This is a genomic window from Alistipes sp. An31A (assembly GCF_002159425.1).
In the GTDB taxonomy this organism is placed as follows: Bacteria; Bacteroidota; Bacteroidia; order Bacteroidales; family Rikenellaceae; genus Alistipes; species Alistipes excrementigallinarum.
On the sequence record NZ_NFIO01000001.1, the window covers coordinates 25,386 to 50,978 of the forward strand.

Below are 25,593 nucleotides of genomic sequence, written 5' to 3' on the forward strand. Positions count from 1 at the left end.
GAGAACCCGGGGCCGGAAGTGCAGACGGGGAGCGGAGGACCGGAGCTGTCCGTGGGCCGGAAGTGCCGGGCCGCAGATGCGGCGGTGCGGAGCATGACACATGACATGAAAAACAGACATCGGTGAGCAGGAGTGAAGAGCGTGTATGTGAGTGAGTGCGTCGCCGGATGACGGAACAGACAGAACAAAAACCTAAATAAACTCGTAATGGAACAGAAAAAAAGTTACATCCTGCCCATCATCATGATGTTCGCGCTCTTTGCGATGATATCCTTCGTGACGGGCCTCACCAACCCTCTGGGTGTCATCGTCAAGCATCAGTTCGCCCTTCCGAACTGGATGTCGCAGCTGGGTAATGCCGCCAACTTCATCGCCTACTTCTTCATGGGACTTCCGGCAGGTCTGATGCTCAAGCGCATCGGCTACAAGAAGACGGCGCTGGCCGCCATCGCCGTCGGCTTCATCGGCGTGGGTGTCCAGTTCCTCGCCGGCCGCACCGGCTCGGGCGACGGCACCTCGTTTGCCCCCTTCTATGTCTATCTGGTCGGCGCCTTCATCTCGGGCTTCTCGATGTGCATGCTCAACACGGTGGTCAACCCGATGCTCAACACGCTGGGTGGCGGCGGCAAGCGCGGCAACCAGCTCATCCAGTTCGGCGGTTCGCTCAACTCCATCTCGGCGACGATTGTCCCCGTGCTGGTGGGTTACCTCATGGGTGACGTGGCCAAGGCACGCCTGAGCGACGCGGCTCCCGCCCTCTTCATCGCGATGGGTATCTTCGCCGTGGCATTCATCGTGCTGTGGCTCATGCAGATTCCCGAACCCTACGCCCTCGAGGAGAAGAAGGACGCCAACGACAAGTACGGTCCCATGTCGTTCCGTCACTTCGTACTGGGTACGGTGGCCATCTTCATCTATGTGGGTGTCGAGGTGGGCATCCCCAACTTCATCAACCTCTTCCTCACCTCGGCGCGTGACGGGGCCTCGGGCGCCGTCGGCATGGGGCTCGACACGGCCATCGCCGGTTCGGTGGTGGGCACCTACTGGTTCCTGATGATGTGTGGCCGTCTGCTGGGCGGTCTGGTTGGCGCCAAGGTCTCGAGCCGCGTGCAAATTGCCTTCGTCAGCGCTCTGGCCATCATCTTCGTCCTCATCGGCATCTTCGCTCCGACGACCGCCACGGTCTCGATGCCCGTCTTCCGTTCGGACATCAGCTTCGGTCTGGCGAGCGTTCCCGTGGGCGTGGTCTTCTTCGTGCTGTGCGGCCTCTGCACCTCGGTGATGTGGGGCGGCCTGTTCAACCTGGCCGTTGAGGGTCTGGGCAAGTACACCTCGGTAGGCTCGGGCATCTTCATGGTGATGGTCTGCGGTGGCGGTATCCTTCCGCTCATCCAGGGCTACGTAGCCGACCTGGCCGGCTATCTGGCCAGCTACTGGGTCATCATCCTCTGCCTCTGCTACATCCTCTACTACGCGCTCGTCGGTTCGAAGAACGTCAACAAGGATATTCCGGTCGACTGATTCGCTTCCGCACCGCAACGAAAAAGCGTCCCGCCTCTCTGTGGAGGCGGGACGCTTCGTTTTGGGCGTTGCCGTTTTGGCCGCTGTCGTCTCCGGAGTCCGGGGCCCATGTCCGCGGAGAGCCGATGTGGAGGAGCTGAAGCCCCGGGTTCGGGCGGCGGGCAGGATGGCCTGCGGAGCCGGGCCTGAGACCCTTCGTGCCAACAGCTTTTCGGGACTGCAACCCTTCGGACCAACAGCTTTTCGGACCAACAGCTTTTCGGACCAACAACTTTTCGGGCCTGCAACCCTTCGGGCTTGCAACCATTCGGCCCGAACCTTCGCAGGGCCGTCAATGCTCCGGACCGGCCCTCTTCGGGGCCGGCGACCGCCGGCCGGAGCGGAGGCAGGGACCTCCTCCGCCCGCGGCCGCGGCCGTTACGGCAGCTCGGTGAGCTCCTCGACCAGCGACTTGTCGACCTTGAAGGGAACCTTGCGCAGCTCGCCGCGGTTGCCCTCGGCGTCGACGGCGATGCTGACAATCACATACTCGGTGTCGTCCCACGCCACGCCGTAGGAGAGGTTGTAGGAGCTCTTGTCCATGTTGTAGCTGCTGTTGATGAGCGACGAGCCCAGCAGCAGGTCATCCGTCGAGGCGATGTCTGCAGCCTTGTAGATGTTCGAATACCAGTGCGCGGCGTCGGCATTGGGCTCAAGGCGTGCGCCGGGGACGGCCAGCCCGCGGAGGAACATGTAGCCCATGGGGCTGAGGTCGGCCCAGTCGTCTCCGTCGGTGAGCCAGAGCGTCGGCTCGGCCGCGGCGTTCGAGAAGGTCAGCTCCTTGGTGGTGAAGGCCTCGCCGAAGGAGGTCTCCGAGGAGGGCTCTCCGGTCTCCTGGTCAACCCAGAAGGCGTAGGGATGGTAGGTCGTTGCGGGCGAGAGCGTGCCGAAGGTGTAGCTGTCCGGCCCGTCGAACCCTTCGGAGCACTGCGAGACGATGTAGCTGGGCAGCGGGAAGAACATCGCGTAGTCGCCGTACTGCTCGATGCGCTTGGCATCCATCTTCTCGAGGAAGTAGGCGGCGATTTTCTCCTCGTCGCCGTTCAGCTCCGTGTACTCGGCGTCGGTCATCACGTCCCAGTAGTAGAAGGCGCGCACGTCGTTGGGGGTGACCGTCACGGTGGCTCCGGTGGCCGTCACGGCGTCGGTGCTGAAGGTGAAGCCGTAGTCGATGGGGTCTCTTCGGGGGTGGTGATTTCGAGTACGGCCACCTCGGTGTTGATGAGTCCTTCGAGGTTCACGCCCACGGCCAGCGCATAGTAGGTCGTCTCGGGGGTGAGCTCCTTGCTCTGCACCGTCTTCTCACCATAGGCGCTCGAGTACTTCACGGCCATCTCGAGCGACCAGTAGTCGGTCACCTGCTCGATGTAGTAGTTGTAGATATGGGCCGGCAGGTTGTCGCGCACCTCCTCGTAGCCCGCCGCATCGAACATCTCGTAGTAGTAATAGATTGAGGGGTCGGAGGGCTTGAAGAGGACGGCTACCGAGGTCGAGGTGAGACTCTGCGCCTCGATTTCGATGGTGCTGCCGGTCATCTCGCCCGCGGCTACGGCCTGCGAGTCGAAGGTGCAGACGACCACTTCGCTCGTTGCGGTGCCCGACTGGTCGATGCCGTAGGCGTAGGCCACGTAGGAGGTCTCGGGGGTCAGCCGTGCGGGGTGGTACTCCGCGTCGCCGCTCCGGGTGACGGTGGCGAGGTACTCCGCGAGGCTCTGGCCGGCCTCTTCGGCCGCGGCGGTGAAGGCTGCGAGGTTCTGTGCGGCGACGGTGGCGGCATCGAACCCTTCGGCCGGGGCAACGGCCGAGTAGTAGGCGGCCTCCTTGTCGACGGGCACGATGCTGATGAGGGCGTCGCAGTGGGTTATCCCGGTCGCCGTGAGCGCATAGGGCAGCACGCGGGCCGACTGGGTTATCTCGACGGGGTACTCCTTGCCGTCGTAGGCGAGCGTCACGGTACCGGTGCGCTCCTCCAGAAGCTCGTTGGCGGTGGCGACGGCCGTCACCTTGGCCTCCTGCTCGAGCACGGTGAGGTTGGTTATCCACTCCTCGTCGGTGCGGGCCTCGAGGCGGGCCGACGTCACGGGATTCTCGATGGCACAGGTGATGGTTATCGTTCCTCCCTCGGCGGGAACCACTTCAGGCTGCAGGGTCGTCGTCACGTTCGACGGGGGAGCGGGTTCCTCCGCATTGTCCTCCTTGCAACCGGTTGTCGTCAACAGCAGCACGGCAAACAGCGCCGCAAAGCACCGATGGGTCCAAAATCTCTTCATAAGCACAAATGTTTTTAAGGGGGTGAAACATGTGGGAAAAAAGGGAAAGGAGTGCCCCGGAGGAGCAATCCTTTTTACAAAGTTAGTTGTTTGAGGCAATTATGCAAGTGCCCGGGGGCGGGCCGGCTCCGGCGCGGAGCGGGGTTTCGGGCCGTTTTTGCCGGATTGGGCTTACGATTTTGGAAGAAAAGGGTTTCGTTTGGTGACATTTGTGCCGCGGCAGGCTCCGGAGGCGAACAATAATTTTTTTAGAAAAAAAGTGATTTTTTTGCCCCGGCAGCCCTCCCGCAGCGAAAAAAAGGGCCGCCGCCCTGCCCCGTGGAGGTTCCCTTTCGGAAGCCCTTCCTGCTGCAGAGCGGCGGCCCGTACGGTCGTTGCGCCCGTGGTGCGGTGCCTGTGGCGTTATTCGAACTCCTTCATCACCGACTCCATCTTGCGGCGGATTTCCTCGGTGCAGAGCCGTCCGATGCTCCCCTCGTGGGTGTGGTGCACCTCCTTGACGGGGCGGTATTCGCCCCGCTGGACCTCCATGCCGACGCGGCGGTAGGCCTCGCGGAAGGGAACCCCCTCGAGCACCAGCCGGTTCACTTCCTCGACCGTGAAGAGGTAGTCGTAGCGCGCATCCTCGAGGATGTGGGTGTTGACGCGCAGGCTGTCCACCATGAAGGTGCACATGGCGAGCGTGCGGCGGATTTCGCTTGTCGCCGGGAAGAGGATATCCTTGAGCAGCTGCAGGTCGCGGTGGTAGCCCGACGGCAGGTTGGTCGTCAGCAGGGCGATTTCGTTGGGCACCGACTGCAGCCGGTTGCAGCGCCCCCGCATCACCTCGAAGACGTCGGGGTTCTTCTTGTGGGGCATGATGCTCGAGCCGGTGGTCAGCTCGTCGGGCAGCGAGACGAAGCCGAAGTTCTGGCTCATGAAGAGGCAGACATCCATGGCCAGCCGCCCGACGGTCGCGGCGACGGCCGCAATGGCGTTGGCGGCGGCCCGTTCGCACTTGCCGCGGCTCATCTGCGCCGCCACGACGCTGTAGTGGAGCGTCTCGAAGCCGAGCAGCCGCGTGGTCATCGTGCGGTCGAGCGGGAACGACGAGCCGTAGCCCGCCGCCGAGCCCAGCGGATTCTGGTTGGCGATGTGGTAGGCGGCCGCCACCAGGCGCAGGTCGTCGACGAGCGTCTCGGCGTAGGCGCCGAACCAGAGACCGAACGACGAGGGCATGGCCACCTGCAGATGGGTGTAGCCCGGCATCAGCACGTCGCGGTAGCGCTCGCTGAGCTCCTGCAGCCGGTCGAAGAGCGTGCGGACGGCCGCCGCCGTCTGCCGCAGCTCGTCGCGCAGAAAGAGCTTGAGGTCGACGAGCACCTGGTCGTTGCGCGAACGGCCCGAGTGAATCTTCTTGCCTACGTCGCCCAGACGGCGGGTGAGCAGCAGCTCGACCTGCGAGTGTACATCTTCGGTGTCGGGCTCAATCTCGAAGCGCCCCGCCTCAATCTCGGCGGCAATCTCCTTCAATCCGGCCGTCAGCCGTTCCAGTTCGTCGCGGGTGAGCAGTCCGATGCTCTCGAGCATCGTGATGTGGGCCAGCGACCCCTCGACATCGTAGCGGGCCAGCCGCAGGTCGAGTTCGCGGTCGTTGCCCACGGTGTAGGCTTCGATGTGTGCGTCGGGCTCGAAGCCCTTGTCCCAGAGTTTTCCTGCCATATCGGTATGTTGCGTTTTTTCGGGTGAAAGGTGAAACATGCGTGCGGAGTGCGCCGCCGTGGGGCGCTCCCCGCCGAAGGGTCAGCCGAGGTGTTCCGCCTCGCGGCGGAGCGCCTCGATGAAGGTGTCGTAGCCGGTGATGCCGGCCTCAAGCTCCGGAAGCCGCACGTACTCGTCGGCCGTGTGCGAGCGGGCCGAGTCGCCGGGCCCCATCTTGAGCGAGGGGAAGGGCATGAGCGCCATGTCGGAGGTGGTCGGCGAGACGAAGGTCGTGCAGCCGGCGGCCCGTGCGGCGCGGCAGAGCGGATGCTCCGCCGCGAGGGCCGAGGCGCGGACGCGTGTCGAGCGGGGCACGGCCTCGGAGCGGAGCTCGCGGCGCAGCAGCTCGACCGTCTCTTCGTTGGTGTAGGCGTCGGTGGTGCGGACGTCGACCACGAAGCGGCACCGGTCGGGGATGACGTTGTGCTGCGTGCCGGCCTCAATCTGCGTCACGGCGATGCCCACGGGGCCCAGCAGCTCCGAGCAGCGCTCGAAGCGCAGCGTGCGCAGCCGTACGATGTCGTCCAGCGCGATGTAGAGGGCGTTGACCCCCTCGCCGCGCGCCGCATGGCCGCTGCGGCCGCGGGCCGTGCAGTCGAGCACGACCAACCCCCGCTCGCCGACGGCCGCCTGCATGCGGGTGGGCTCGCCCACGAGCGCCATGTCGATGCGCCCGAGCGCCGGCAGCAGCGCCCGCATCCCATGCTCGCCCATGCACTCCTCTTCGGCCGAGAGCGCCAGCACGAGGTTGAACGGCAGCGGCCGACGCCGCCAGGCGAGGAAGGTCTCCGTCAGGCAGACGACCGAGGCCCCGGCGTCGTTGCTCCCCAGACCGTAGAGCCGGTCGCCCTCGACGGTGGGGGTGTAGGGGTCGCGCGTATATCCGCCCGCGGGGCGTACGGTGTCGTGGTGCGAATTGAGCAGCAGCGTCGGCCGTGCGGGGTCGAACCCCTCGGAGCGGGCCCAGACGTTGTTGTGGAGCCGCTCGGGGGCGGCCCCGCGCTCGGCAAGGAAGTCGAAGAGCAGCCCGGCCGTCGCCTCCTCGCTGCGTGAGTGCGAGGGGCGCGCGATGAGCTCGCGCAGCAGCCCGACGGCCTCGTCGGCTGCGTGGTGAAGGTTCTCCTGCATGGTTTTCCGTCTCTTTGGTTCGTCTGTTGTTGTGGCCTTGTCTTGCGGCCGAGCGGCGTTGCGGGGCCGCTTCGGGGGAGGGGAAGGGCGCTGCGGGATGTGCCGTCCGGCCCGAAAGGGCCATTGTGCAGCTGCCTGACCCGGGGAGGTCTTTGCTCCACCGTCCGGCCCGAAGGGGTTACAGCCCGGCCGCCCGGTCTGAGGGTCTCACTGCTCGGCCGCCCGGCGGCGGATGACGGTGCCCGAGGGCTCGTCCAGATGGTCGGCGCTGCGGATGACAACGCTGCGCACCCCCGCCTCGACGGCCTTCAGCGCCTGCTCGATTTTGGGCAGCATCCCCTTGCTGACAACCCCCTCGGCGCGCAGCGCCGCGAAGTCGTCGGCCGTGATTTCGGGGATGACCGACCCCTCGTCGTCGGGGTTGCGCAGCACACCGCGCTTCTCGAAGCAGAAGACCAGGTCGGTCGGCATGCGGCGGGCGAGCGCCGTGGCGAGTGCCGTGGCCACCCCGTCGGCGTTGCAGTTGAGCAGCGTCCCGCGGCCGTCGTGCATGATGGCCGGGAAGACGGGCGTCAGCCCCGCCTCGAGCAGCCGCTCGAGCAGGGCGTCGTCCACCCGCTCGATGTCGCCCACGAAGCCGTAGTCAATCGGCTCGGGGGCCCGGCGGTGCGCCGTGACGACGTTACCGTCGGCGCCCGACAGCCCCAGCGCGTTGCACCCCTCGGCCTGGAGGCCGGCGACGAGCTGCTTGTTGATGAGTCCGGCGTAGACCATCGTCACCACGTCGAGCGTCCCCCGTTCGGTGATGCGGCGGCCGTCGACCATCTGCGTCTTCAGCTCGAGCCGCTCGGCGAGCCGCGTGGCGAGCTTTCCGCCGCCGTGGACCAGCACCTTGGGCCCCTTGAGTGCGGCGAATTGGGCGAGGAAGCGCTTCAACGCCGCGGGGTCGTCGATGACGTTGCCCCCGATTTTCATCACCGTGACGCTCCTCATTGTGCGAGCCCCTCCAGCAGCCTCTTGAGCACCACCTGTGCCGATATTTCGCGGTTGGCGGCCTCGGGGATGACCAGCGAGCGCGGCGACTCGATGACCTCGTCGGTGACAATCATGTTGCGCCGCACGGGCAGGCAGTGCATGAAGTAGGCGTCGCGGGTGAGGGCCATCTTCTCGGCCGTGACGGTCCACGAGCGGTCGCGGCTCAGCACCTTGCCGTAGTTGTCGCCCGTATAGGCGGCCCAGTTCTTCGCATAGACGAAGTCGGCCCCCTCGAACGCCTTCCGCTGGTCGTACTCCACGCGGGCGTGGCCGACGAACTTCGGGTCGAGTTCGTACCCCTCGGGGTGGGTGATGACGAAGTCGTAGCCGGCGGCGTTCATCCACTCGGCGAAGGAGTTGGGGACGGCCTGCGGCAGCGCGTTGGGGTGGGGCGCCCAGGTCATGACCACCTTGGGACGCTCCGTGCGCTTGTACTCCTCGATGGTGAGCAGGTCGGCGAAGCTCTGCAGCGGGTGGCGCGTGGCGGCCTCCATCGAGAAGACGGGGCGCCCCGAGTAGCGGATGAACTCCTCGAGCACGCGCTCCTCGTAGTCCTCGGCGCGGTCGCGGAAGCGGGCGAACGACCTCACGCCGATGATGTCGCAGTAGGAGCCCATGACGGGAATCGCCTCGAGCAGGTGCTCGGCCTTGTCGCCGTCCATCACCACGCCGCGCTCGGTCTCGAGCTTCCAGGCGCCCTGGTTCACGTCGAGCACCATGACGTTCATGTCCAGATTCATCGCCGCCTTCTGGGTCGAGAGGCGGGTGCGGAGGCTCGAGTTGAAGAAGAGCATCAGCAGCGTGCGGTTGCGCCCCAGCTCCGTATGGCGGAAGCGGTCGCGCTTGATTTCAAATGCCTCGGCGACGGCACGGTGCAGGTCGCCGATATCTTCTACGCAGGTAAATTTTTTCATGGCTTGCGTTCTTTTTTTTCGGTTCAGGCCCGGAGCAGCTCTCCGAGCGAAGTGAGGAAGCGGTCGGCCAGCTCGCGCGTGAGCGTGAGGGCCGGCAGCAGGCGGACGGTCGACTTCCCGGCGCCGCCCGTGAAGATGTGCTTCTCGAAGAGCAGCCGGCGGCGGAAGTCGGCCCCCGACCCCTCGACGTCGAAGCCCAGCATCAGGCCGCGGCCCCGCACGTCGTGCACCCCTTCGATGCGGCTCAGCCGGTCGAGCAGGTAGCTGCCCGTCGCGGCGGCATTCTCCATGAGGCGGTCGCGCTCCATCACCTCGAGCACGGCCAGCGCGGCGGCGCAGGCCAGGTGGTTGCCGCCGAAGGTGGTGCCCAGCATCCCCGGCCTCGCCTCGAAGTGGGGGGCGATGAGCACGCCTCCGATGGGGAAGCCGTTGCCCATCCCCTTGGCGACGGTAATCAGGTCGGGGCGGATGCCCGCCTTCTGGTGGGCGAAGAACTGCCCCGTGCGGCCGTAGCCCGACTGGATTTCGTCGAGGATGAGCTGCACGCCGTGGCGGCGGGTCGCCTCGCGCAGCCCGCGCAGGAAGTCGTCCGAGGGGACGCGGATGCCCGCAACGCCCTGGATGCCCTCGATGATGACGGCGGCGAAGCGCCCCGTCGCGAGCAGCTCCTCGACCCGCTGCAGGTCGCCCAGCGGGGCGAACTCGACGTGGTCCGTCGCGTTGAAGGGGGCGCGGAGCGCCGCATTGTCCGTCGCGGCGACGGCCCCCGACGTGCGGCCGTGAAAGGCACCCGTGAAGGCGAGGATGTGCGAGCGGCCCGTATGGAACGAGGCCAGCTTCATGGCGTTCTCGTTGGCCTCGGCCCCCGAGTTGCAGAGGAAGAGCGCGTAGTCGTCGTAGCCCGATGCGCGGCCCAGACGCTCGGCCAGCTCGCACTGGAGCGAATTTTCGACCGAATTGGAGTAGAAGCCCAGTCGTGCGACCTGCTTCGCGATGCGGTCGACGTAGGTCTCGTCGGCATGGCCGAGCGAGATGACCGCATGGCCGCCGTAGAGGTCGAGGTACTCGGTGCCGGCGGCGTCGTAGACGAAGTTGCCGCGGCCCCGGACGGGCTCCGTGGGGTAGAGCGTATATACGTTGAATGGTTTCATGTACGTGTTGTTTTTGGGTGAGTGGACCCCCGGTTGTTTGGGGGTGAATACACCCGGCCGCATCCCGACGCGGGTCGGGACACTGCCGGATGGGTTCTGTCGGGCGCCGGGGAGTGCCCTGGCACCGGGTGGGGAATCAGAAGGCGCTGGCCTTGAGCCGCAGCCCCTCGCGCTCGTCCAGACCGAACATCAGGTTGAGGTTCTGCACGGCCTGGCCCGAGGCCCCCTTGAGCAGGTTGTCGATGACCGACACCACGTGCAGCTTGTCGCCGTAGCGGGCCACGTGCAGCAGCGCGCGGTTGGTGTTGACCACCCGTTTGAGGTCGGGGTACTGCTCCGTCATGAGGGTGAAGGCCGCCCCTTCGTAGTAGTCGCCGTAGAGGAGCCGAGCCTCCCGCTCGTCGAGCCGGCAGCGCGTGTAGAGGCTGACCAGAATGCCGCGGGTGAAGTCGCCCCGCATGGGGACGAAGTTGATGTCGCGGTCGAACGAGGGCTGCAGCTGCCGCAGGTTGCGGCCGATTTCGAGCAGGTGCTGGTGCGTGAAGCACTTGTAGACCGAGATGTTGTCGCTCCGCCAGCTGAAGTGGGTCGTCGCCGAGGGTTTCACCCCGGCGCCGGTCGAGCCGGTGATGCCCGTTACGTGCACCTCGTCCTCGAGCAGCCCGGTCGCCGCCAGAGGCAGCAGCGCCAGCTGGATGGCCGTGGCGAAGCAGCCCGGATTGGCCACGCGGCGCACCGCGCGAATCCGCTCGCGGCAGAGCTCCGGCAGTCCGTAGACGAACCCTTCGCTCTCGTCGCGGAAGTCCTGCGCCAGGTCGATGATGCGCAGCGACTCGGGGAGCTGCTGCGCGGCGAGCCACTTGCGGCTCTCGCCGTGGGCCGAGCAGAGAAAGACCACGTCGACCTCCTGCAGGTCGTACTCCGCGCAGAAGCGCAGCCCGGTCTGGCCGTCGAGCCCCGCGTGGACCTCCGTGAGTGCATCGCCCGCATGGCTCGTGCTGTGGACGAAGCCCAGCTCGACCCCGGGATGGTTCACCAGCAGGCGGAGCAGCTCGCCGGCCGTATAGCCGGCGCCGCCGATGATTCCGACCCGTATCATCGTCCGTTGCGCTTTTGGACGTTGTAGTAAATCTTGATTTGGTTGGCCAGAATCTTCGTGAAGCCCTTCACGTCGTCGGCCGTCCAGGCCTTGTTCACCTCGCCGTACTCGCCGAAGTCGGTCTTCATCAGGTCGAACGTCGACGAGACGCCCACCAGCGTGAAGCAGCGCGGACGGAGCGTCAGCTCAACCTCGCCCGTGACGTTGCGCTGCGACGAGAGGAGCATCGCCTCGATGTCGCGCATGACCGGCTCGAGGTACTGCGCCTCGTGGAGGAACATGCCGTACCAGGTGGCCACCTGCTCCTTCCAGTAGAGCTGCCACTTGGTCAGCACGTGCTTCTCGAGCATCTTGTGGGCGGCGATAATCAGCATCGGGGCGGCAGCCTCGAAGCCCACGCGTCCCTTGATGCCGATGATGGTGTCGCCGATGTGCATGTCGCGGCCGATGCCGTAGCGCGAGCCGATGGCCTCGACGGCGCGGATGGCCTCGACGTGGTCGGTGTAGGGGGTGCCGTTGACCGATGTGAGCTCGCCCTCGGTGAAGCCCAGGCGGAGCGTCTCCTCGCCCGTGGCGGTAATCTGGCTCGGGTAGGCCTCCTCGGGAAGCGTCTGCTCCGAGTGGAGCGTCTCGCGGCCGCCGATGGAGGTGCCCCAGAGCCCCTTGTTGATGGAGTACTCCATCTTGCGGAAGTCGGCCTCGAAGCCGTGGCGGCGCAGGTAGTCGATTTCGTATTCGCGCGTGAGGGTCAGGTCACGCGTCGGGGTGATGATTTCGATGTCGGGGGCTAGCACCTGGAACGTCAGGTCGAAGCGCACCTGGTCGTTGCCCGCGCCGGTCGAACCGTGGGCCACGGCGTCGGCGCCGATTTGCTTGGCATACTCGATGATGGCGATGGCCTGGAAGATGCGCTCCGAGCTGACCGAGATGGGGTAGGTGCCGTTGCGCAGGATGTTGCCGTAGACCATGAAGCGGATGCTCTTTTCGTAGTACTCCTGCTCGATGTTGAGCGTGGCGTGCTTCACGGCGCCCAGCGCCAGGGCGCGCTCTTCGATGCGCGCCAGTTCTTCGGCCGAGAAGCCGCCCGTGTTGGCGATGGCCGTATATACGTCGTAACCCTTCTCTTCGGAGAGGTATTTTACACAGAACGAGGTGTCCAGACCGCCGCTGAACGCCAGTACCACTTTCTTCTTTTCCATTGTTGCCTGTCTTTTTATTTTACGTTTTTCGTTGTCTGTCTCCCTCCGGAAACCGTCCCGGAGAGCGTGTGCTCCGTCTGCCTTCCCGCTACTTGAGGTGGAAGAGCTTGCGGAACCGGTTGCGGATGAACATCACGTAGGGTGCCAGCCGCGACTGCCGGGGCTGCTCCTTGGCCGGGTCATAGAGCATGCCCGTGCAGAGGCACATCCGCCGGTTGTTGCGCTGGAGGATGTCGTAGTTGCAACATCCCTGGCAGCCCTGCCAGAACTCTTCGTCGTCGGTCAGTTCCGAGAAAGTCACGGGAACGTATCCCATCCGCGAGTTGAGCTTCATGACCGGAAGCGACGTGGTGATGCTGAATAACTTCGCATAGGGGAATCGTCGTCGGGCCAGCTCGAATGTTCGTCGTTTGATTTGCTCCGCGAGTCCCATGTGACGGTACTCGGGGTCGACAATCAATCCGGAGGTCGCGACGAAATCGCCGTGCTCCCAACACTCGATGTAGCTGAAGCCGATGAGCTTCTCGCCGTCCAGCGCCACGACGGCCTTGCCGCCGGTCATCTTCGCCGCGATGTACTCGGGCGACCGCTTGGCGATGCCCGTGCCCCGCTGCAGGGCCGACTCGTAGATGAGGTCGCAGATACGCTGTGCGTAGTGCGCATGCGACGAGTCGGCGAAAACGACGCTGATGGATTTGTTATTCATTTATCTGATAGTAAAATAAAAAAGGAAATGTTCATGGAACATACGTGGCCTCGCCCCCCCGACCGCGCGTCAGTTGTTGATGCGGTAGGCCCGCTGCACCCCCTTGATGCGCATGATGGAGTGGATGAGCGTGTCGACCACCGCGGCGCCGGGGACCTCGACGCTCACGACCCCCTCGACGCAGCCGCCCGAGGCGGCCGAGAAGTTCATCGAGCGGATGTTGAGCTTCAGGTCGCGGCTGATGACCTCGGTGATGTGGTTGGCCATGCCGGTCATGTCGGCCGCCACGATGCGGATGGAGGCGCGGAAGGAGCCCTCGGCCGTCGAGCGCCAGCGCGCCTCGATGACGCGGTGGGGGTAGCGCTCGCGCATGCGCCGCGCATTGGGGCAGTCGGTGCGGTGGATGGTGATGCCCGAGCCGATGGTGACGAAGCCGAAGACCTCGTCGCCCTTGATGGGGTTGCAGCAGCGCGCCAGCTTGTACTGGATTTTCGAGATGTCGTCGTCGATAATCAGCGCATCGCTGCTCCGTGCGGGGGCCGCCTCGCGCGCTGCGGCCTTCGCACGTTCGACCTCGGCCGCCGCGGCGCGCCGCTCCTCCTCGGCCGCACCCGAGATGTGGCGCGTGAGAATCTCCTTGATGGAGGCCAGGTCGACTTTCTGCGTCGCGATGAGGCCGTAGACCTCGGTGCCGGTCCGCACCTTGAAGTATTTGGCCAGGTAGGCCACCGCCTCGTCCATCGTGAGCGGGAATTTCCAGTTCTTGAGCTTGCGTTCGAGCTCCTCGCGTCCCATGCGGGCATGCTTGGCCTGCTCCTCGCGCAGGAAGGACTTGATTTTGTTGCGCGCCTTCGAGGTGACCACCACCGAGAGCCAGTCGGCCTTGGGCGTCTGGTTCTTCTGGGTGAGAATCTCGACGATGTCGCCGTTGTGGAGCACCTCGCGAATCGAGACGGCGCGGTTGTTCACCTTGCCGCCCGAGCAGGTGGCCCCCAGATTGGTGTGGATGTCGAAGGCGAAGTCGAGCAGCGTGGCCCCCTCGGGCAGCTTGCGCAGGTCGCCGTTGGGGGTGAAGACGAAGATTTCACCCGTGGCGGGCTTGGCGTCGAAGCGCTGCGCCAGCGCATGGGGCGTATCCTCCATCAGCTCGCGCAGCCGGCTGAGCCACTGCTCGCTGGTGGCGGCGCCCTGACCTACCCCCTTGTAGCGCCAGTGGGCCGCGATACCGCGCTCGGCCACGGCGTCCATGCGCTCGGTGCGAATCTGCACCTCGACCCACCGCCCCTCGGCCGAGACGGTCGTGTGGAGCGACTCGTAGCCGTTCGACTTGGGGATGGATATCCAGTCGCGCATGCGGTTGGGGTTGGGCGTGTAGAAGTCGGTGACGATGGAGTAGACCGTCCAGCAGAGCCGCTTCTCATCCTCCAGCGGGCAGTCGATGATGATGCGGATGGCGAAGATGTCGTAGACCCCTTCGAAGGGGACGCGCTGCTTCTGCATCTTGTTCCAGATGGAGAATATCGATTTGGTGCGGCTCTTGATGTGGTAGCGGATGCCCAGCTTCTGCAGCCGCTCCTCAATGGGGACGATGAAGCGGGCGATGAAGGCGCGGCGCTCGTCGGCACTCTCTTCGAGCTTGGCCACGATGTGCTCGTAGTCCTTCGGCTCGAGGTACTTCAGGGCGATGTCCTCCAGCTCGCTCTTGAGTCCGTAGAGACCCAGCTTGTGGGCAATCTGTGCGTAGAGGTTCATCGATTCCCAGCTCTTCTTGCGCCACTTCTCGCGCGGGAAGATGTCGAGCGAGCGCATCACCTCGAGCCGGTCGGCCAGCTTGATGAGAATCACGCGCGGGTCCTCCGAGTAGCTGACAATCAGGTCGCGGAAGTTGCCCGCCTGTTCGTTGGCTACCTTGAGCTTCAGCTCCGAGATGTTGCAGAGCCCCATGGTGATGCCGGCCACCTGCTCGCCGAAGCGGGCGCGCAGGTCGCTCATCAGCGCGAGGAACTCCTCCTGCGTCTGCTGCTTGTGGGCGATGCGCACCACGTCGTGCAGGATGGAGGAGAGGGTGGAGTTGCGCCCCAGCCCGATTTCCGAGATGACGATGCAGGCTACCCCCGCTCCATGTTCGAGCAGCGGGGAGCCGTCGTAACGGGTCATCCCGGCGAGTCGTTCGTCCGCATAGGCCAGCGCCTCGTCAACCAGACGCTGGGTCTCGGACGAGAAACTCCCGCGCACCAGTGCGCGGAGTTTTTCGTAGCGTGAATAGTCCATTTTGTGATTGTCGATAACCTAACCGTACAAAGATATGAAAAAATTTCTACTTTTGACCACAACAAACCCTCTGGAAACCATGTTGCGCATCAACAATCGAATTTATTTTCCCACGCTGGGTGAGGAGGTTGCCAATACCATCTCCCACGGCGTGATGTCGCTTCTGGCGCTCTGCGCCCTCCCCTTCGCGGCGGTGTGGGCCTATCTGCACGACCCTCAGCCGGTGCTGGCCTGCGTTTCGGTGAGCATCTTCGTCATCTCGCTCTTCCTCATGTTCCTCGCCTCGACGCTCTACCACTCGATGAATCCCGCCTCGAAGCACAAGGCGGTCTTCCACATCCTGGACCACATCTTTATCTACGTGGCCATCGCCGGCAGCTACACCCCCATCGCCCTCTCGGTCATCGGCGGGTGGCAGGGCGTGCTCATCGCCGTGCTGCAGTGGGCGATGGTGCTCTTCGGGATATTCTACAAGTCGCTCTCGCGGCGTTCGCTCCCGGCCGTGAGCCTGACCATCTATCTGGTCATGGGGTGGACGATTCTCTTCTTCCTGCCGCTCTTCCTGCGCAACGCCTCGACGCAGCTGCTGTGGCTCATCGCCGCGGGCGGCCTCTTCTATACGCTCGGGGCGTGGTTCTACGCCCGCAAGGGGTTCCGCTACCACCATCTGGTCTGGCACCTGCTCATCAACCTCGGCGCCGCCTGCCACTTCGCGGGCATCGTCTTCTACCTCTATTGAGGCCGCCGGTTGAAGCCGGGCGGTTGCTGACGCCGGTTGCTGCCGTTGGTTGCCGCGTCGGGCGGTTTGCGCCGCCGCCCGCCGTCTCTGAGATTTCGCCCGGCCGCCCCGCCCGAAAACAGAGGCGCCGCATCCTCCCGTCGAAAGGATGCGGCGCCTCTTGCCTTTGCCTTGTTCCGGCCGCGTCAGCCGAGCAGCAGCCCGACGGTGAGCAGCACCCCGAAGAGGGTGAGGTTGCGGGCCGTCTCGCCCAGGCAGACGTTGAGCTCCTCGCCGTGGTCGATGCGGACCATCTTGCGCCACGTGAAGAAGAAGAGAACCCAGTAGAGCAGCGGCAGCAGCGCGGCGCCCCACCGCCCGAAGAGTGCGAAGGCGAGGCAGAGCAGCGTGGCCGTCGTGCCGAGGGCGAAGTATCCCCAGCGTCCGACCCCGGCGCCGAGGCAGACGACAATCGTGCGCTTGCCGCTGGCGGCGTCCTCCACACGGTCGCGGAAGTTGTTGACCATCAGCATCGTGTCGATGACCAGTCCGCAGGCCAGTCCGGCCAGCGTCACCTCCCACGTCCAGTCGTGGGCAAGGATGTAGTAGGTGAATCCGACGGGGACGACGCCGAAGAAGAGGATGACGGCCACGTCGCCCAGTCCGTGGTAGGCCAGCGGCCACGGCCCGGCGGTGTAGAGGTAGGCGAAGAGGATGCAGGCGGCGCCGACGAGCAGCAGCTCCCAGCCGCCGTAGTGCAGCAGCGTCAGACCGACGGCGGCCCCCGCCACGGTGAAGGCGGCGATGCCCCACTTCATGGCGCGCAGCGTGATGAAGCCCTTGGCGAAGGCGCGGTCGGGACCGAGCCGTTCGGGGCTGTCGGCTCCCTTCTGGAAGTCGCAGAGGTCGTTGACCAGGTTGGCCGTGCACTGCATCAGCAGCGCGAAGAGCAGGCAGAGCAGTGCCGGCAGCCAGTGGAACGAGCCGTCGCTCCAGGCCAGCGCCGAGGCGACGATGATGGGCGTCGAGGTGGCGCCGAAGCTGTAGGGTCGCACGGCGAGGAGCCATGCGCGCAGGGAATTTGTCTTCATGGGCAAATGATGTTTTGATACGTTGGTTCGCTTCCGTCGGACAAGGGGGCGGAATCGGGGCGTATGTGTCATGCCCGAGCCGGTCGGGAGGCCGGTTCGGCAGTGGATTCAGGGGTCGGGGCGTTGGCCGGCCGGGCCGCGGCTGCCTCTTCGGCGGTGGGTTCAGCGGCGGCAGTTGTCTTTCCGGCAGGCGCGGCAGGCGCGGCAGGCGCGGCAGGCGTGGCCGGCGCGGCGGCGGGTTCGGCGGCGGTCTCCTCTTCGGCGGCGGAGGCCCTGTTCACGGATGCGGGCGCCTTGCGGATAAGGTCGCTCTCGGCCGGACGGCGGACGATGTAGAGCCAGTCCTTGCAGAGGGCGTAGCGGCGGCGCTCCTCTGCGGTGCAGGCGGCGGCGTAGTCGAGTTCGAGCACCTCGAAGCCCGCCTCGCGCAGCCGGTCGGCATAGTCGCGGCCGTAGATGCGCCGGTGGTCGTATTGCCCGAAGATGCGGGTGCGCTCGTCGGGGTCGGTGATGGAGTCGTCCTCGAAGGTGGCGGCACGCGTGCGGTCGACGGGTGAGAGGATGACGCCCCAGCCGCCGGGACGCAGCACGCGGAAGAGTTCGCGCATCGCGAGGCGGTCGTCGGCCACATGTTCGAGAATGTGGTTGCAGAGCAGCACCTCGGCGAAGCCATCCTCGAGCGGAATCTGCTGCACGTCGAAGTGGAGCTTCGCCAGCGGGCTCTCGAGGTCGGCCGTCACGTAGCGCTCGGGGTGCTGCGCGTAGAGGCGACCGAGGTGGCGCATCAGGCAGACCTCGGGGGCGATGTGCAGCAGCCGCGGGCAGTCGTCGAGCAGCCTCGTCTCGCGCACGAGCCAGAGCCAGAGCAGGCGGTGGCGTTCGAGCGAGAGGCAGTGGGGGCAGAGCGCATTGGGGCGCGAGGTGACGTAGCCGTAGGGGAGGAACTTGCGGTAGTGGGAGCCGCATACGGGGCACTCGACCCGGCGGCCGCGGTAGAAGAGCCCCGCAAGGGGCACCATCCAGCCGGCAAGCCGTTGCAGCAGCGTGCGCGGCAGGTGGTTGAGGGCCCATTTGATGATTCGGCGCATAGGCGTGACGTGTTTTTATTGCTCCTTGTTATACCCGGTTCCGGCTTCGGTCCCGACTTCGGCTTCGGCAGGCCGACGGTTGGGTGTTTCGGTCGTGCGGTGCCGCTCTTGCCGGGCGGCGGACGTTTGTCCTTCCCCGGTGGGCATGTCCCGCAGCGTGTCGGCGGTCAGCGTTGCCGGGCATCGGCCGGAAGGCGCGTGCGGCGGGTTATTCCAGAATCTTGCGGACTTCGGTTTCGGCCTTGCCGAGCCGCTCCTTGCAGCGGGCAATCAGCTCGGTGGCCCGCTTGACCTCGGCAGCGAGGCTGTCGACGTCCATCTCTTCGTTGCGCAGGCGGGCGAGAATCTTGTCGATTTCGGCCATCGCCTCGCTGTAGCTTATCTCTTTCTTGGCCATGGTGCGTGGATGGTTTTGTGCGTTGTGGTATGGGTTCAGGCGCGGGGTGCCTCCTCCGGGGAGCCTTCCTCGCCGGAGGGCTGCTCTTCGTCGGCCGTGGCGCGGAGCCGTCCGTCGGCCACCTCAATCTCGAGCGGCGTGCCCCCCGCGATGCCGCGCACCGAGGCGATGGCCCGCCCTCCGGTGCGCACGACGGCGAATCCCAGCTTGAGAATCCGCCGCGGCGAGCGCGCCTCGACCAGCTCGCCGGCCGCCGCGAGGCGGTTGCGCTGGCGCGTGAGCAGCTCCCCGACGGCGCGGGGCAGCTCCCGGGCCGCCCCTTCGAGCAGCAGCCGCTGCCGGGCCACGAGCGTGGCGCAGCGCTGTGACAGCTCGCCCGCAAGCCGTTCGAGCTGCAGGCGCCGGCGGGCCACGAGCTCGTCGCTCCGCCGCCGCAGTTCGCCCGTGAGGCGCTCAAGCTGCAGCTCGGCGCGGCGCATCGCCTCGACGGTGGTGTCGTGAAGCTGCACGGCGGCCCGGTCCAGCCAGGCGTCGACCTGCGCCGCACGGTCAACCAGCCAGCCGGCCACTGCCGTTGGGGTCTTGAGCGCCGTGTGGGCCACCATGTCGGCCACGCTCGTATCCTTGTCGTGGCCGATGCCCGTCAGTACGGGGAGCGGGAACTGGGCGATGTAGGCGCAGAGGCGGTAGGCGTTGAAGCAGTTGAGGTCGCTGGCCGAGCCGCCGCCGCGGATGAGGACCACGGCGTCGAACTCCTCGGAGCGTTCGGCCACGGCGCAGAGCGCCGCGATGATGGACTCCTCGGCGGCGTCGCCCTGCATGAAGGCGTCGAAGAGCTCCGTGCGGAAGGCATAGGGGCTCTTCGCCAGCTCCTGGCAGAAGTCCTGATAGCCGGCCGCATGGGCGCTCGAGACCACCGCGATGCGCTGCACGACGGGGGGCAGCTCCGTTTCGCGGTTCATCTCCCAGACCCCCTCGCGCTGCAGGCGGGCGATGGTCTGCTGGCGCTGGCGCTCCATGTCGCCCAGCGTGTAGGCGGGGTCGATGTCGGTTATCTGGAGCGAGAAGCCGTAGAGTTCGTGGTAGTTGACCGTCACGCGGGCCAGGATGCGGATGCCGGGGGCGAGCTTGCGGCCGGTCTCCGCCTCGAAGTATGCGGCCACGCGCGGGTAGACCGAGCGCCAGATGACGGCGCGCGACTGCGCCAGCGGCACGCCGTTGTCGCCCCCCTTCTCGACCAGCTCGAGGTAGCAGTGGCCCGAGTAGTTGACCTTCAGTTCGGCAATCTCGGCGCTGACCCAGAGCGGCAGCGGGAACTGCTCGTGAAGACGCTCCTTCACGAGTCGCTGCAACTCCACGAGGGTGATATGTGCCGATGGCTGCATCGGGAGGCAAAGATAGTGGATTGTCCCGGCAAAAACAAGCGGCCGCCCGTGCGGTGCCCTTTTTTGCGGGGAATGGGTGTGCGGGACGGGGTTTCGGATGGTTGCAGAGGGGGCGACTGCCGGAGATTTGGCTGCCGGGAGGGTGGTTGCGGGGTGGCTGCGGGATTTGGCGGTTGGAGGGTTGCGGGCGCGGCTGCCTGGCGGTGGTTGCGGGGTTCGGTCTTCAGTCGGTTGCCGGGGCGGGCGGCGGCTCAGCGCCAAATCAGCTCGGGAAGGCGGGGCAGCGGCTTGCCCTCGGGCAGCTGGATGCGCAGCACCCCTTCGCTGGCCACGGGGGTGCCGTTCTTGGTGGCGGGCTCCCAGAGGGGGGCCTCCTCCAGGGCCTTCAGCACGCGGCGGCGCAGGCGGCTGTCGGTCGACTCCAGCTCGTCGCCCGCCACCGTACGCCCCTCGGGGGTGACGGTGTAGCGCAGCACCACGCGGGCGGCGGTCTCCTCCTCGGGCCACTTCACCTGCGAGGCGATGTAGGCGTCGAACGACTCCCCGGCCGGAAAGCGGGCGGGGGTGTCGTAGCGCAGCGTGACGACCATCACTCCGTTGTAGGCCTTCTCGCCGTAGCGGGCGATGGTCTCCTCGTCGGCCGGGAGCATCTCGACGCTCTCCATGTCGTCGGGCGGGATGGAGCTGATTTCGTCGACCTCCTTCCCGTTGACCAGATAGAGGGGCTCCTGTGCGGCGGCCGTGAGTGCCGACGTGAGGAGCAGTATGAGCAACAGTCGTTTCATGCGGTTCTCTTTTTTCGGATAACGTTTCGCCGGGGGCTCCTATTGCATGCGCCGCCCTCTTTTCCGGGGCTCGTCCCGGTGGCAGGGGCTTGTTCCACCGGGGGCTTTGCCGCGCTGGCGACTTATCTCCTCGGTCGGGTGGGACTTTGCTTTGTCGGGCCCCTCTCTGCGGGCAGGCCTCGCACCCCCTCGCTCCGTCTGCTGTCGGAACCTCGCCCCGCCGTCGGACCTCACTCCGGAGCCCCGGGTCTCCAGAGAAAACTCCGCAGGTCGACGGCTCCGTTGGGACGGAAGCGCACCCCTTCGCCCTCGAGCAGCGTGCGCTGGGCGCTCCACGCCGCGACGGTGCGCCCCGAGGCGCTGACCACCCGGTGGCAGGGGATGTCGGAGGGAGCTCTTCCAAGCAGCCGTCCGACCAGCCGCGCATGGTTGGGCCGTCCGAGCAGCCGGGCCAGCTGGCCGTATGTGGCGACGCTGCCCGCGGGAATCTCTCGGACAAGCTCGTAGAGCTCGGCGTCGAGTGCCGCGGGCAGCGTCGTGTGCTTCGTGCGGGACATCAGAGCTCGCTCTCCTTGAGCCGCTCGGCGTTCTCGGCCACAATCAGGTGGTCGATGACATCCTGGATGTCGCCGTCCATGAAGGCCGCCAGGTTGTAGATGGTGTAGTTGATGCGGTGGTCGGTGATGCGCCCCTGCGGGTAGTTGTAGGTGCGGATTTTGGCCGAACGGTCGCCCGTCGAGACCATCGTCTTGCGCTTCGAGGCGATTTCGTCGAGGTACTTCGAGTACTCGAGGTTGAAGACGCGCGTGCGCAACTCCTCGAAGGCCTTGTCGAAGTTCTTCAGCTGCGACTTCTGGTCCTGGCACTGCACGACGATGCCCGTCGGGATGTGGGTCAGGCGGATGGCCGAGTAGGTCGTGTTGACCGACTGCCCGCCCGGGCCGCTGGCGCAGAAGATATCCTTGCGGATGTCGTTCATCGAAATCTCGACGTCGAACTCCTCCGCCTCGGGCAGCACGGCCACCGAGGCGGCCGAGGTGTGGACGCGCCCCTGCGTCTCGGTCTGGGGGACGCGCTGCACGCGGTGCACGCCCGACTCGTATTTGAGTGTGCCGTAGACGTTCTGCCCCGTCACCTTCATCACCACCTCCTTGTAGCCGCCGGCGGCGCCCTCCGAGGCCGAGGTGATTTCGTACTTCCACCCCTTCGACTCGATGTACTTGGTGTACATGCGCAGCAGGTCGCCGGCGAAGAGGGCCGCCTCGTCGCCGCCCGTGCCGCCGCGAATCTCCATGATGGCGTTCTTGGCATCCTGCGGGTCCTTGGGGATGAGCAGCAGCTTGATTTCCTCCTCCATGCGGGAGATGGCGGGCTCGAGCTCCGCGATTTCGCCGCGGGCCATCTCGCGCATCTCCTCGTCCTTGTCGTTGACCAGGACATCCTTCGCTTCGGCCAGGTTGGCCAGCGCCGTGCGGTAGCGTTCCGAGGTCTCGATGATGGGCTCGAGCTCCTTGTACTCCTTGTTGAGCTGGACGAACTGCTTGACGTCGGCAATCACTTCGGGGTCGGTGAGCTTCTGGCCAATCTCCTCGTACTTGAGTTTCAACCCGTCGAGGCGGGTCAGTATGGTGTTGTCTGCCATAAAAAAGGTATCGTATCTTGTTTTGAGGACAAAGATACGATACATTTGACGATTTTGGAAATCGCAGCCCGATTTTCACCCTTCGGCGGTAAAAAGCGGGCCGCTCCTTTCGGGATTGCTCCTTTCGGGGCCGCTCAGTCCGGCAGGCCGGGGCGGCCGGCGGGTCAGATGACGATGTTGATGATTTTGCCCGGCACGACAATCACCTTCTTGGGCGTCTTGCCGTCGAGCCACTTCTGCGCCTCGGGCTCGGTGACCACCGCCGCCTGGATTTCGGCCGGCGTCATCGCCACGGCGTACTGCTTCTTGAAGCGCAGCTTGCCGTTGACCGACACGGGGTATTCGAAGGTGCTGCGCACGAGGTAGCGCTCCTCGCAGACGGGGTACGTCGCGTCGCAGACCGTCGTCGTGTGGCCCAACGCCTCCCACAGCTCCTCGGCCAGGTGCGGCGCGAAGGGGGCAATCAGCACGGCCAGCGGCTCGAGAATCTTCCGCTTCGAGCAGTCGCCCAGCTCGTTGAGGCAAATCATGAAGGCGGCCACGGCCGTGTTGAACGAGAAGTTCTCGATGTCGTCGGTCACCTTGCGGATGGTCTTGTGCAGCGTCCGCAGCTCCTCCTCCGTAGGCTCGGCGTCGGTGACGGCCAGACGGCCGTCGCGGTCGAAGTAGAGGCGCCAGAGGCGGCGCAGGAACTTGTGCACGCCGTCGATGCCGTTGGTGTCCCACGGTTTGGCCTGCTCAAGCGGCCCGAGGAACATCTCGTACATGCGCAGCGTGTCGGCGCCGTAGAGCTCGATGACGCGGTCGGGGTTCACGACGTTGTACATCGACTTAGACATCTTCTCGATGGCCCAACCGCAGATATACTTGCCGTCCTCGAGGATGAACTCCGCATCGCGGAAGTCGGGCATCCAGGCGCGGAAGGCATCCAGGTCGAGGATGTCGTTGTGGACGATGTTCACGTCGACGTGAATCTCCTGCGTCTCGTATTGGTCGCGCAGCCCCAGCGAGACGAACTTGTTGGTTCCCACCACGCGGTAGACGAAGTTCGAGCGGCCCTGAATCATACCCTGGTTGACCAGCTTGCGGAAGGGTTCGGGTTCGCAGACGCAGCCCAGGTCGTAGAGGAACATGTTCCAGAAACGGGCATACATCAGGTGGCCCGTGGCGTGCTCGATGCCGCCGACGTAGAGGTCGACGTTGCGCCAGTAGGCGTTCGCTTCGCGGCTGACGAGCGCCTGGTCGTTGTGCGGGTCCATGTAGCGCAGGTAGTAGGCCGACGAGCCGGCGAATCCGGGCATCGTCGAGAGCTCGTAGGGGTAGCCCTCGGGGGTGGTCCAACCCTTGGCGCGGGCCAGTGGCGGCTCGCCCTCGGCCGTGGGGCCGAAGTTCTCAATCGGCGGCAGCGTCAGCGGCAGTTGGTCGTCCGGCAGCGGGCAGGCGATGTCGTTGCGGTAGTAAATCGGGAAGGGCTCGCCCCAGTAGCGCTGGCGCGAGAAGATGGCGTCGCGCAGGCGGTAGTTGACCAGCCGCTTGCCCAGACCGCGGCGCTCGATTTCGTCGAACATCCGCGCGATGGCCTCCTTGACCTCCATGCCGTTGAGGAAGTCCGAGTTGATGAGGCGCCCCTGCTTGGCGTCGTACGAGGCCTGCTCCACGTCGCCCCCCTCGACCACCGGCACGATGTCGAGGCCGAAGTGGCGGGCGAAGGCCCAGTCGCGCGAGTCGTGGGCCGGGACGGCCATGATGGCTCCCGTGCCGTAGCCGGCCAGCACGTAGTCCGAGACGTAGATGGGAATCTGCCGGCCCGTGAAGGGGTTGATGGCGAACGAGCCCGTCTTCACGCCGCTCACGCGGCGCGTCTCGGCGATGCGCTCACGCTCCGAGCGCTTCTTCGTCTGCTCGATGTAGTCCTCGACGGCCTGACGGTTCTCGGCGGTGGTCAGCTCGGCAACCCACTCGTGCTCGGGGGCGATGACCATGAAGGTGACGCCGAAAATCGTGTCGGGACGCGTCGTGAAGATTTCGAGCTTGCGCTCCGAGCCGGCGATGTCGAAGAAGACCTGTGCGCCGACCGAGCGGCCAATCCAGTTGCGCTGAATCTCCTTGAGCGAGTCGCTCCAGGCCAGATGCTCCAGCCCCTCGAGCATCCGCTCGGCGTAGGCCGTCACGCGCAGCAGCCACTGCTTCATGCGCTTCTGCTCGACGGGGTAGCCGCCGCGCACCGAGAGTCCGTCGCGCACCTCGTCGTTGGCCAGCACGGTGCCCAGTTTCGGGCACCAGTTGACCATCGTGTCGGCGCGGTAGGCCAGACGGTAGTTCTGCAGCACCTGCTCGCGACGTGCCTCGTCCCAGCCGTTCCACTCGTCGGCCGTGAAGCTCATCTCGTGAGTGCAGGCGGCGTCGATGCCCTCGGTGCCCGAGGCGGCGAATGCGGCCGTCAGCTCGGCGATGGGGCGCGCCTTCTGCTGCGCGCGGTCGTACCAGTGGTCGAACATCCGCAGGAAGGCCCACTGCGTCCACTTGTAGTACTTGGGGTCGCACGTGCGCACCTCGCGCGACCAGTCGAACGAGAAGCCGATTTTGTCGAGCTGCTCGCGGTAGCGGGCCGTGTTGCGTTCGGTGGTGACGGCGGGGTGCTGCCCCGTCTGGATGGCGTACTGCTCGGCCGGGAGTCCGAAGGCGTCGTAGCCCATCGGATGGAGGACGTTGAAGCCCCGGAGCCGCTTGTAGCGGGCGTAGATGTCCGAGGCGATGTAGCCCAGCGGGTGGCCGACGTGGAGCCCCGCCCCCGAGGGGTAGGGGAACATGTCGAGCACGTAGTATTTCGGGCGCGAAGGGTCGACTTCGACGCGGTAGGTTCCCTCCTCCTGCCAGCGGTGCTGCCATTTGGACTCAATCTCCTTGAAATTGTATTCCATATCGGGTTTCTGTTTGTTGTCGATTTTCCCGCAAAAGTAAGGAAAACTTTTCGGATTTCGTCCATTTCGGGGGAGTTTCCCTTTGAAAAGGGGTGAGCGTGTGCGGTTTCGCCCCCTGCGCGGCCCGTCCGGGAGGGTTTATGCGGTCCTTGCGGGGATGCTTTCTGTGGTTCGTCCGGGAGGCGTGTGCGGTCTGTGCGGGAGGGGCCCGTGTGGCCCGTCCGGGTGGTTCTCTTCCGCTTGCTCCGTCGGTCCCGCTCTCTCCCGTTTTCCACCCCTCCCTCTCGGCTCCGGAGACCCCTCTTCCCGCCTCTCTTTTCACATTCCGCCCGCCTCGCTTCGCGTCTCCCCGCTCCGGCAATTGCCATGCGGTGCATGCGCTTGAAGGACACGCCGATAGCGGGTGGCTGCCGCCCTCCGTCCATGCTCCGGAGGTCGGTTTGCAGACCCTTCCCGACACCTCCGGCGACAATGCGGGTAACGAGCTGATATT

Annotated in this window: 21 protein-coding genes; 2 read left to right on the plus strand and 19 right to left on the minus strand. The window is 65.6% G+C overall.

Annotated features, from left to right (window positions below; all coding sequences use genetic code 11):
* Window positions 1-207 precede the first annotated feature (207 nt).
* The gene (locus B5F90_RS00100; protein ID WP_087359665.1) at window positions 208-1,521 is read left to right on the plus strand and encodes an MFS transporter; all 1,314 of its coding nucleotides are present in this window, start codon (window positions 208-210) and stop codon (window positions 1,519-1,521) included.
* A 417-nt stretch (window positions 1,522-1,938) separates the two neighbouring features.
* On the opposite strand, the gene B5F90_RS00105 is transcribed toward B5F90_RS00100, so the two are convergent.
* From B5F90_RS00105 to B5F90_RS00155, 11 genes are all read right to left on the minus strand, one after another.
* The gene (locus tag B5F90_RS00105) at window positions 1,939-2,700 is read right to left on the minus strand and encodes a hypothetical protein (RefSeq protein WP_087359668.1); all 762 of its coding nucleotides are present in this window, start codon (window positions 2,698-2,700) and stop codon (window positions 1,939-1,941) included.
* Window positions 2,697-3,830 carry a BACON domain-containing protein gene (locus B5F90_RS00110; protein ID WP_143256064.1) on the minus strand — a complete coding sequence of 378 codons (1,134 nt, stop codon included), beginning with the start codon at window positions 3,828-3,830 and terminating at the stop codon, window positions 2,697-2,699. The genes B5F90_RS00105 and B5F90_RS00110 overlap by 4 nt, the downstream gene beginning before the upstream one ends.
* A 402-nt stretch (window positions 3,831-4,232) precedes the next feature.
* Window positions 4,233-5,531 (minus strand): argininosuccinate lyase, encoded by a 1,299-nt coding sequence (gene argH / locus B5F90_RS00115; RefSeq protein WP_087359673.1) that lies wholly within the window; start codon window positions 5,529-5,531, stop codon window positions 4,233-4,235.
* An 81-nt stretch (window positions 5,532-5,612) separates the two neighbouring features.
* Window positions 5,613-6,698, minus strand: a complete 1,086-nt coding sequence (locus B5F90_RS00120) for a M20 family metallo-hydrolase (RefSeq protein WP_087359676.1) — start codon at window positions 6,696-6,698, stop codon at window positions 5,613-5,615.
* 207 nt (window positions 6,699-6,905) lie between these two features.
* The gene (argB, locus tag B5F90_RS00125) at window positions 6,906-7,691 is read right to left on the minus strand and encodes an acetylglutamate kinase (RefSeq protein ID WP_087359679.1); all 786 of its coding nucleotides are present in this window, start codon (window positions 7,689-7,691) and stop codon (window positions 6,906-6,908) included.
* The gene (locus tag B5F90_RS00130) at window positions 7,688-8,647 is read right to left on the minus strand and encodes an acetylornithine carbamoyltransferase (RefSeq protein WP_087359681.1); all 960 of its coding nucleotides are present in this window, start codon (window positions 8,645-8,647) and stop codon (window positions 7,688-7,690) included. The genes argB and B5F90_RS00130 overlap by 4 nt, the downstream gene beginning before the upstream one ends.
* Window positions 8,648-8,670: 23 nt before the next feature.
* A complete protein-coding gene (locus B5F90_RS00135) occupies window positions 8,671-9,798 on the minus strand; it encodes an aminotransferase class III-fold pyridoxal phosphate-dependent enzyme (protein WP_087359684.1) in 1,128 nt (375 codons plus the stop codon).
* Between the two features lie 136 nt (window positions 9,799-9,934).
* Window positions 9,935-10,897, minus strand: a complete 963-nt coding sequence (gene argC, locus B5F90_RS00140; RefSeq protein WP_087359687.1) for an N-acetyl-gamma-glutamyl-phosphate reductase — start codon at window positions 10,895-10,897, stop codon at window positions 9,935-9,937.
* Window positions 10,894-12,096, minus strand: a complete 1,203-nt coding sequence (locus tag B5F90_RS00145; protein ID WP_087359690.1) for an argininosuccinate synthase domain-containing protein — start codon at window positions 12,094-12,096, stop codon at window positions 10,894-10,896. The genes argC and B5F90_RS00145 overlap by 4 nt, the downstream gene beginning before the upstream one ends.
* An 88-nt stretch (window positions 12,097-12,184) precedes the next feature.
* Complete coding sequence (locus B5F90_RS00150; protein WP_087359693.1) at window positions 12,185-12,802, minus strand: GNAT family N-acetyltransferase; 618 nt, start codon at window positions 12,800-12,802, stop codon at window positions 12,185-12,187.
* Window positions 12,803-12,871: 69 nt separating this feature from the next.
* On the minus strand, window positions 12,872-15,073 hold the full coding sequence (locus B5F90_RS00155; RefSeq protein WP_087359696.1) for a RelA/SpoT family protein: 2,202 nt from the start codon (window positions 15,071-15,073) through the stop codon (window positions 12,872-12,874).
* 79 nt (window positions 15,074-15,152) lie between these two features.
* On the opposite strand from B5F90_RS00155, the gene B5F90_RS00160 reads away from it, so the two are divergent.
* Complete coding sequence (locus B5F90_RS00160) at window positions 15,153-15,812, plus strand: hemolysin III family protein (protein ID WP_087359699.1); 660 nt, start codon at window positions 15,153-15,155, stop codon at window positions 15,810-15,812.
* 185 nt (window positions 15,813-15,997) lie between these two features.
* Here the strand turns inward: B5F90_RS00160 and menA are convergent, their stop codons facing one another.
* The 8 genes from menA to leuS all read right to left on the minus strand — a co-directional run bounded on the left by menA (window position 15,998) and on the right by leuS (window position 25,100).
* Window positions 15,998-16,882, minus strand: coding sequence for a 1,4-dihydroxy-2-naphthoate octaprenyltransferase (gene menA / locus B5F90_RS00165; RefSeq protein WP_087359702.1), 885 nt, complete (start codon window positions 16,880-16,882; stop codon window positions 15,998-16,000).
* 68 nt (window positions 16,883-16,950) lie between these two features.
* A complete protein-coding gene (locus B5F90_RS00170) occupies window positions 16,951-17,970 on the minus strand; it encodes a class I SAM-dependent methyltransferase (RefSeq protein ID WP_204229514.1) in 1,020 nt (339 codons plus the stop codon).
* A 208-nt stretch (window positions 17,971-18,178) separates the two neighbouring features.
* Window positions 18,179-18,367, minus strand: coding sequence for an exodeoxyribonuclease VII small subunit (xseB, locus tag B5F90_RS00175; protein WP_087359705.1), 189 nt, complete (start codon window positions 18,365-18,367; stop codon window positions 18,179-18,181).
* 35 nt (window positions 18,368-18,402) lie between these two features.
* Window positions 18,403-19,752 (minus strand): exodeoxyribonuclease VII large subunit, encoded by a 1,350-nt coding sequence (gene xseA, locus B5F90_RS00180; protein ID WP_087359708.1) that lies wholly within the window; start codon window positions 19,750-19,752, stop codon window positions 18,403-18,405.
* A gap of 251 nt (window positions 19,753-20,003) precedes the next feature.
* Entirely contained in the window at window positions 20,004-20,537 is a 534-nt protein-coding gene (locus B5F90_RS00185; RefSeq protein WP_087359711.1) for a TonB-dependent receptor plug domain-containing protein, read from the minus strand.
* Between the two features lie 230 nt (window positions 20,538-20,767).
* Entirely contained in the window at window positions 20,768-21,094 is a 327-nt protein-coding gene (locus B5F90_RS00190; protein ID WP_087359714.1) for a methylated-DNA--[protein]-cysteine S-methyltransferase, read from the minus strand.
* Window positions 21,094-22,179, minus strand: coding sequence for a peptide chain release factor 1 (prfA, locus tag B5F90_RS00195; protein ID WP_087359716.1), 1,086 nt, complete (start codon window positions 22,177-22,179; stop codon window positions 21,094-21,096). The genes B5F90_RS00190 and prfA overlap by 1 nt, the downstream gene beginning before the upstream one ends.
* Window positions 22,180-22,343: 164 nt before the next feature.
* Window positions 22,344-25,100, minus strand: coding sequence for a leucine--tRNA ligase (leuS, locus tag B5F90_RS00200; protein WP_087359719.1), 2,757 nt, complete (start codon window positions 25,098-25,100; stop codon window positions 22,344-22,346).
* Window positions 25,101-25,593 lie beyond the last annotated feature (493 nt).

What these genes read in the sequence shown, in the direction of transcription:
- B5F90_RS00100 (WP_087359665.1), top strand. Translation starts at nt 208, where the DNA reads ATGGAACAGAAAAAAAGTTACATCCTGCCCATCATCATGATGTTCGCG.
- B5F90_RS00110 (WP_143256064.1), bottom strand. Translation starts at nt 3,830, where the DNA reads ATGAAGAGATTTTGGACCCATCGGTGCTTTGCGGCGCTGTTTGCCGTG.
- argH (WP_087359673.1), bottom strand. Translation starts at nt 5,531, where the DNA reads ATGGCAGGAAAACTCTGGGACAAGGGCTTCGAGCCCGACGCACACATC.
- B5F90_RS00120 (WP_087359676.1), bottom strand. Translation starts at nt 6,698, where the DNA reads ATGCAGGAGAACCTTCACCACGCAGCCGACGAGGCCGTCGGGCTGCTG.
- argB (WP_087359679.1), bottom strand. Translation starts at nt 7,691, where the DNA reads ATGAGGAGCGTCACGGTGATGAAAATCGGGGGCAACGTCATCGACGAC.
- B5F90_RS00130 (WP_087359681.1), bottom strand. Translation starts at nt 8,647, where the DNA reads ATGAAAAAATTTACCTGCGTAGAAGATATCGGCGACCTGCACCGTGCC.
- B5F90_RS00135 (WP_087359684.1), bottom strand. Translation starts at nt 9,798, where the DNA reads ATGAAACCATTCAACGTATATACGCTCTACCCCACGGAGCCCGTCCGG.
- argC (WP_087359687.1), bottom strand. Translation starts at nt 10,897, where the DNA reads ATGATACGGGTCGGAATCATCGGCGGCGCCGGCTATACGGCCGGCGAG.
- B5F90_RS00145 (WP_087359690.1), bottom strand. Translation starts at nt 12,096, where the DNA reads ATGGAAAAGAAGAAAGTGGTACTGGCGTTCAGCGGCGGTCTGGACACC.
- B5F90_RS00150 (WP_087359693.1), bottom strand. Translation starts at nt 12,802, where the DNA reads ATGAATAACAAATCCATCAGCGTCGTTTTCGCCGACTCGTCGCATGCG.
- B5F90_RS00155 (WP_087359696.1), bottom strand. Translation starts at nt 15,073, where the DNA reads ATGGACTATTCACGCTACGAAAAACTCCGCGCACTGGTGCGCGGGAGT.
- B5F90_RS00160 (WP_087359699.1), top strand. Translation starts at nt 15,153, where the DNA reads ATGTTGCGCATCAACAATCGAATTTATTTTCCCACGCTGGGTGAGGAG.
- menA (WP_087359702.1), bottom strand. Translation starts at nt 16,882, where the DNA reads ATGAAGACAAATTCCCTGCGCGCATGGCTCCTCGCCGTGCGACCCTAC.
- B5F90_RS00170 (WP_204229514.1), bottom strand. Translation starts at nt 17,970, where the DNA reads ATGCGCCGAATCATCAAATGGGCCCTCAACCACCTGCCGCGCACGCTG.
- xseB (WP_087359705.1), bottom strand. Translation starts at nt 18,367, where the DNA reads ATGGCCAAGAAAGAGATAAGCTACAGCGAGGCGATGGCCGAAATCGAC.
- xseA (WP_087359708.1), bottom strand. Translation starts at nt 19,752, where the DNA reads ATGCAGCCATCGGCACATATCACCCTCGTGGAGTTGCAGCGACTCGTG.
- B5F90_RS00185 (WP_087359711.1), bottom strand. Translation starts at nt 20,537, where the DNA reads ATGAAACGACTGTTGCTCATACTGCTCCTCACGTCGGCACTCACGGCC.
- B5F90_RS00190 (WP_087359714.1), bottom strand. Translation starts at nt 21,094, where the DNA reads ATGTCCCGCACGAAGCACACGACGCTGCCCGCGGCACTCGACGCCGAG.
- prfA (WP_087359716.1), bottom strand. Translation starts at nt 22,179, where the DNA reads ATGGCAGACAACACCATACTGACCCGCCTCGACGGGTTGAAACTCAAG.
- leuS (WP_087359719.1), bottom strand. Translation starts at nt 25,100, where the DNA reads ATGGAATACAATTTCAAGGAGATTGAGTCCAAATGGCAGCACCGCTGG.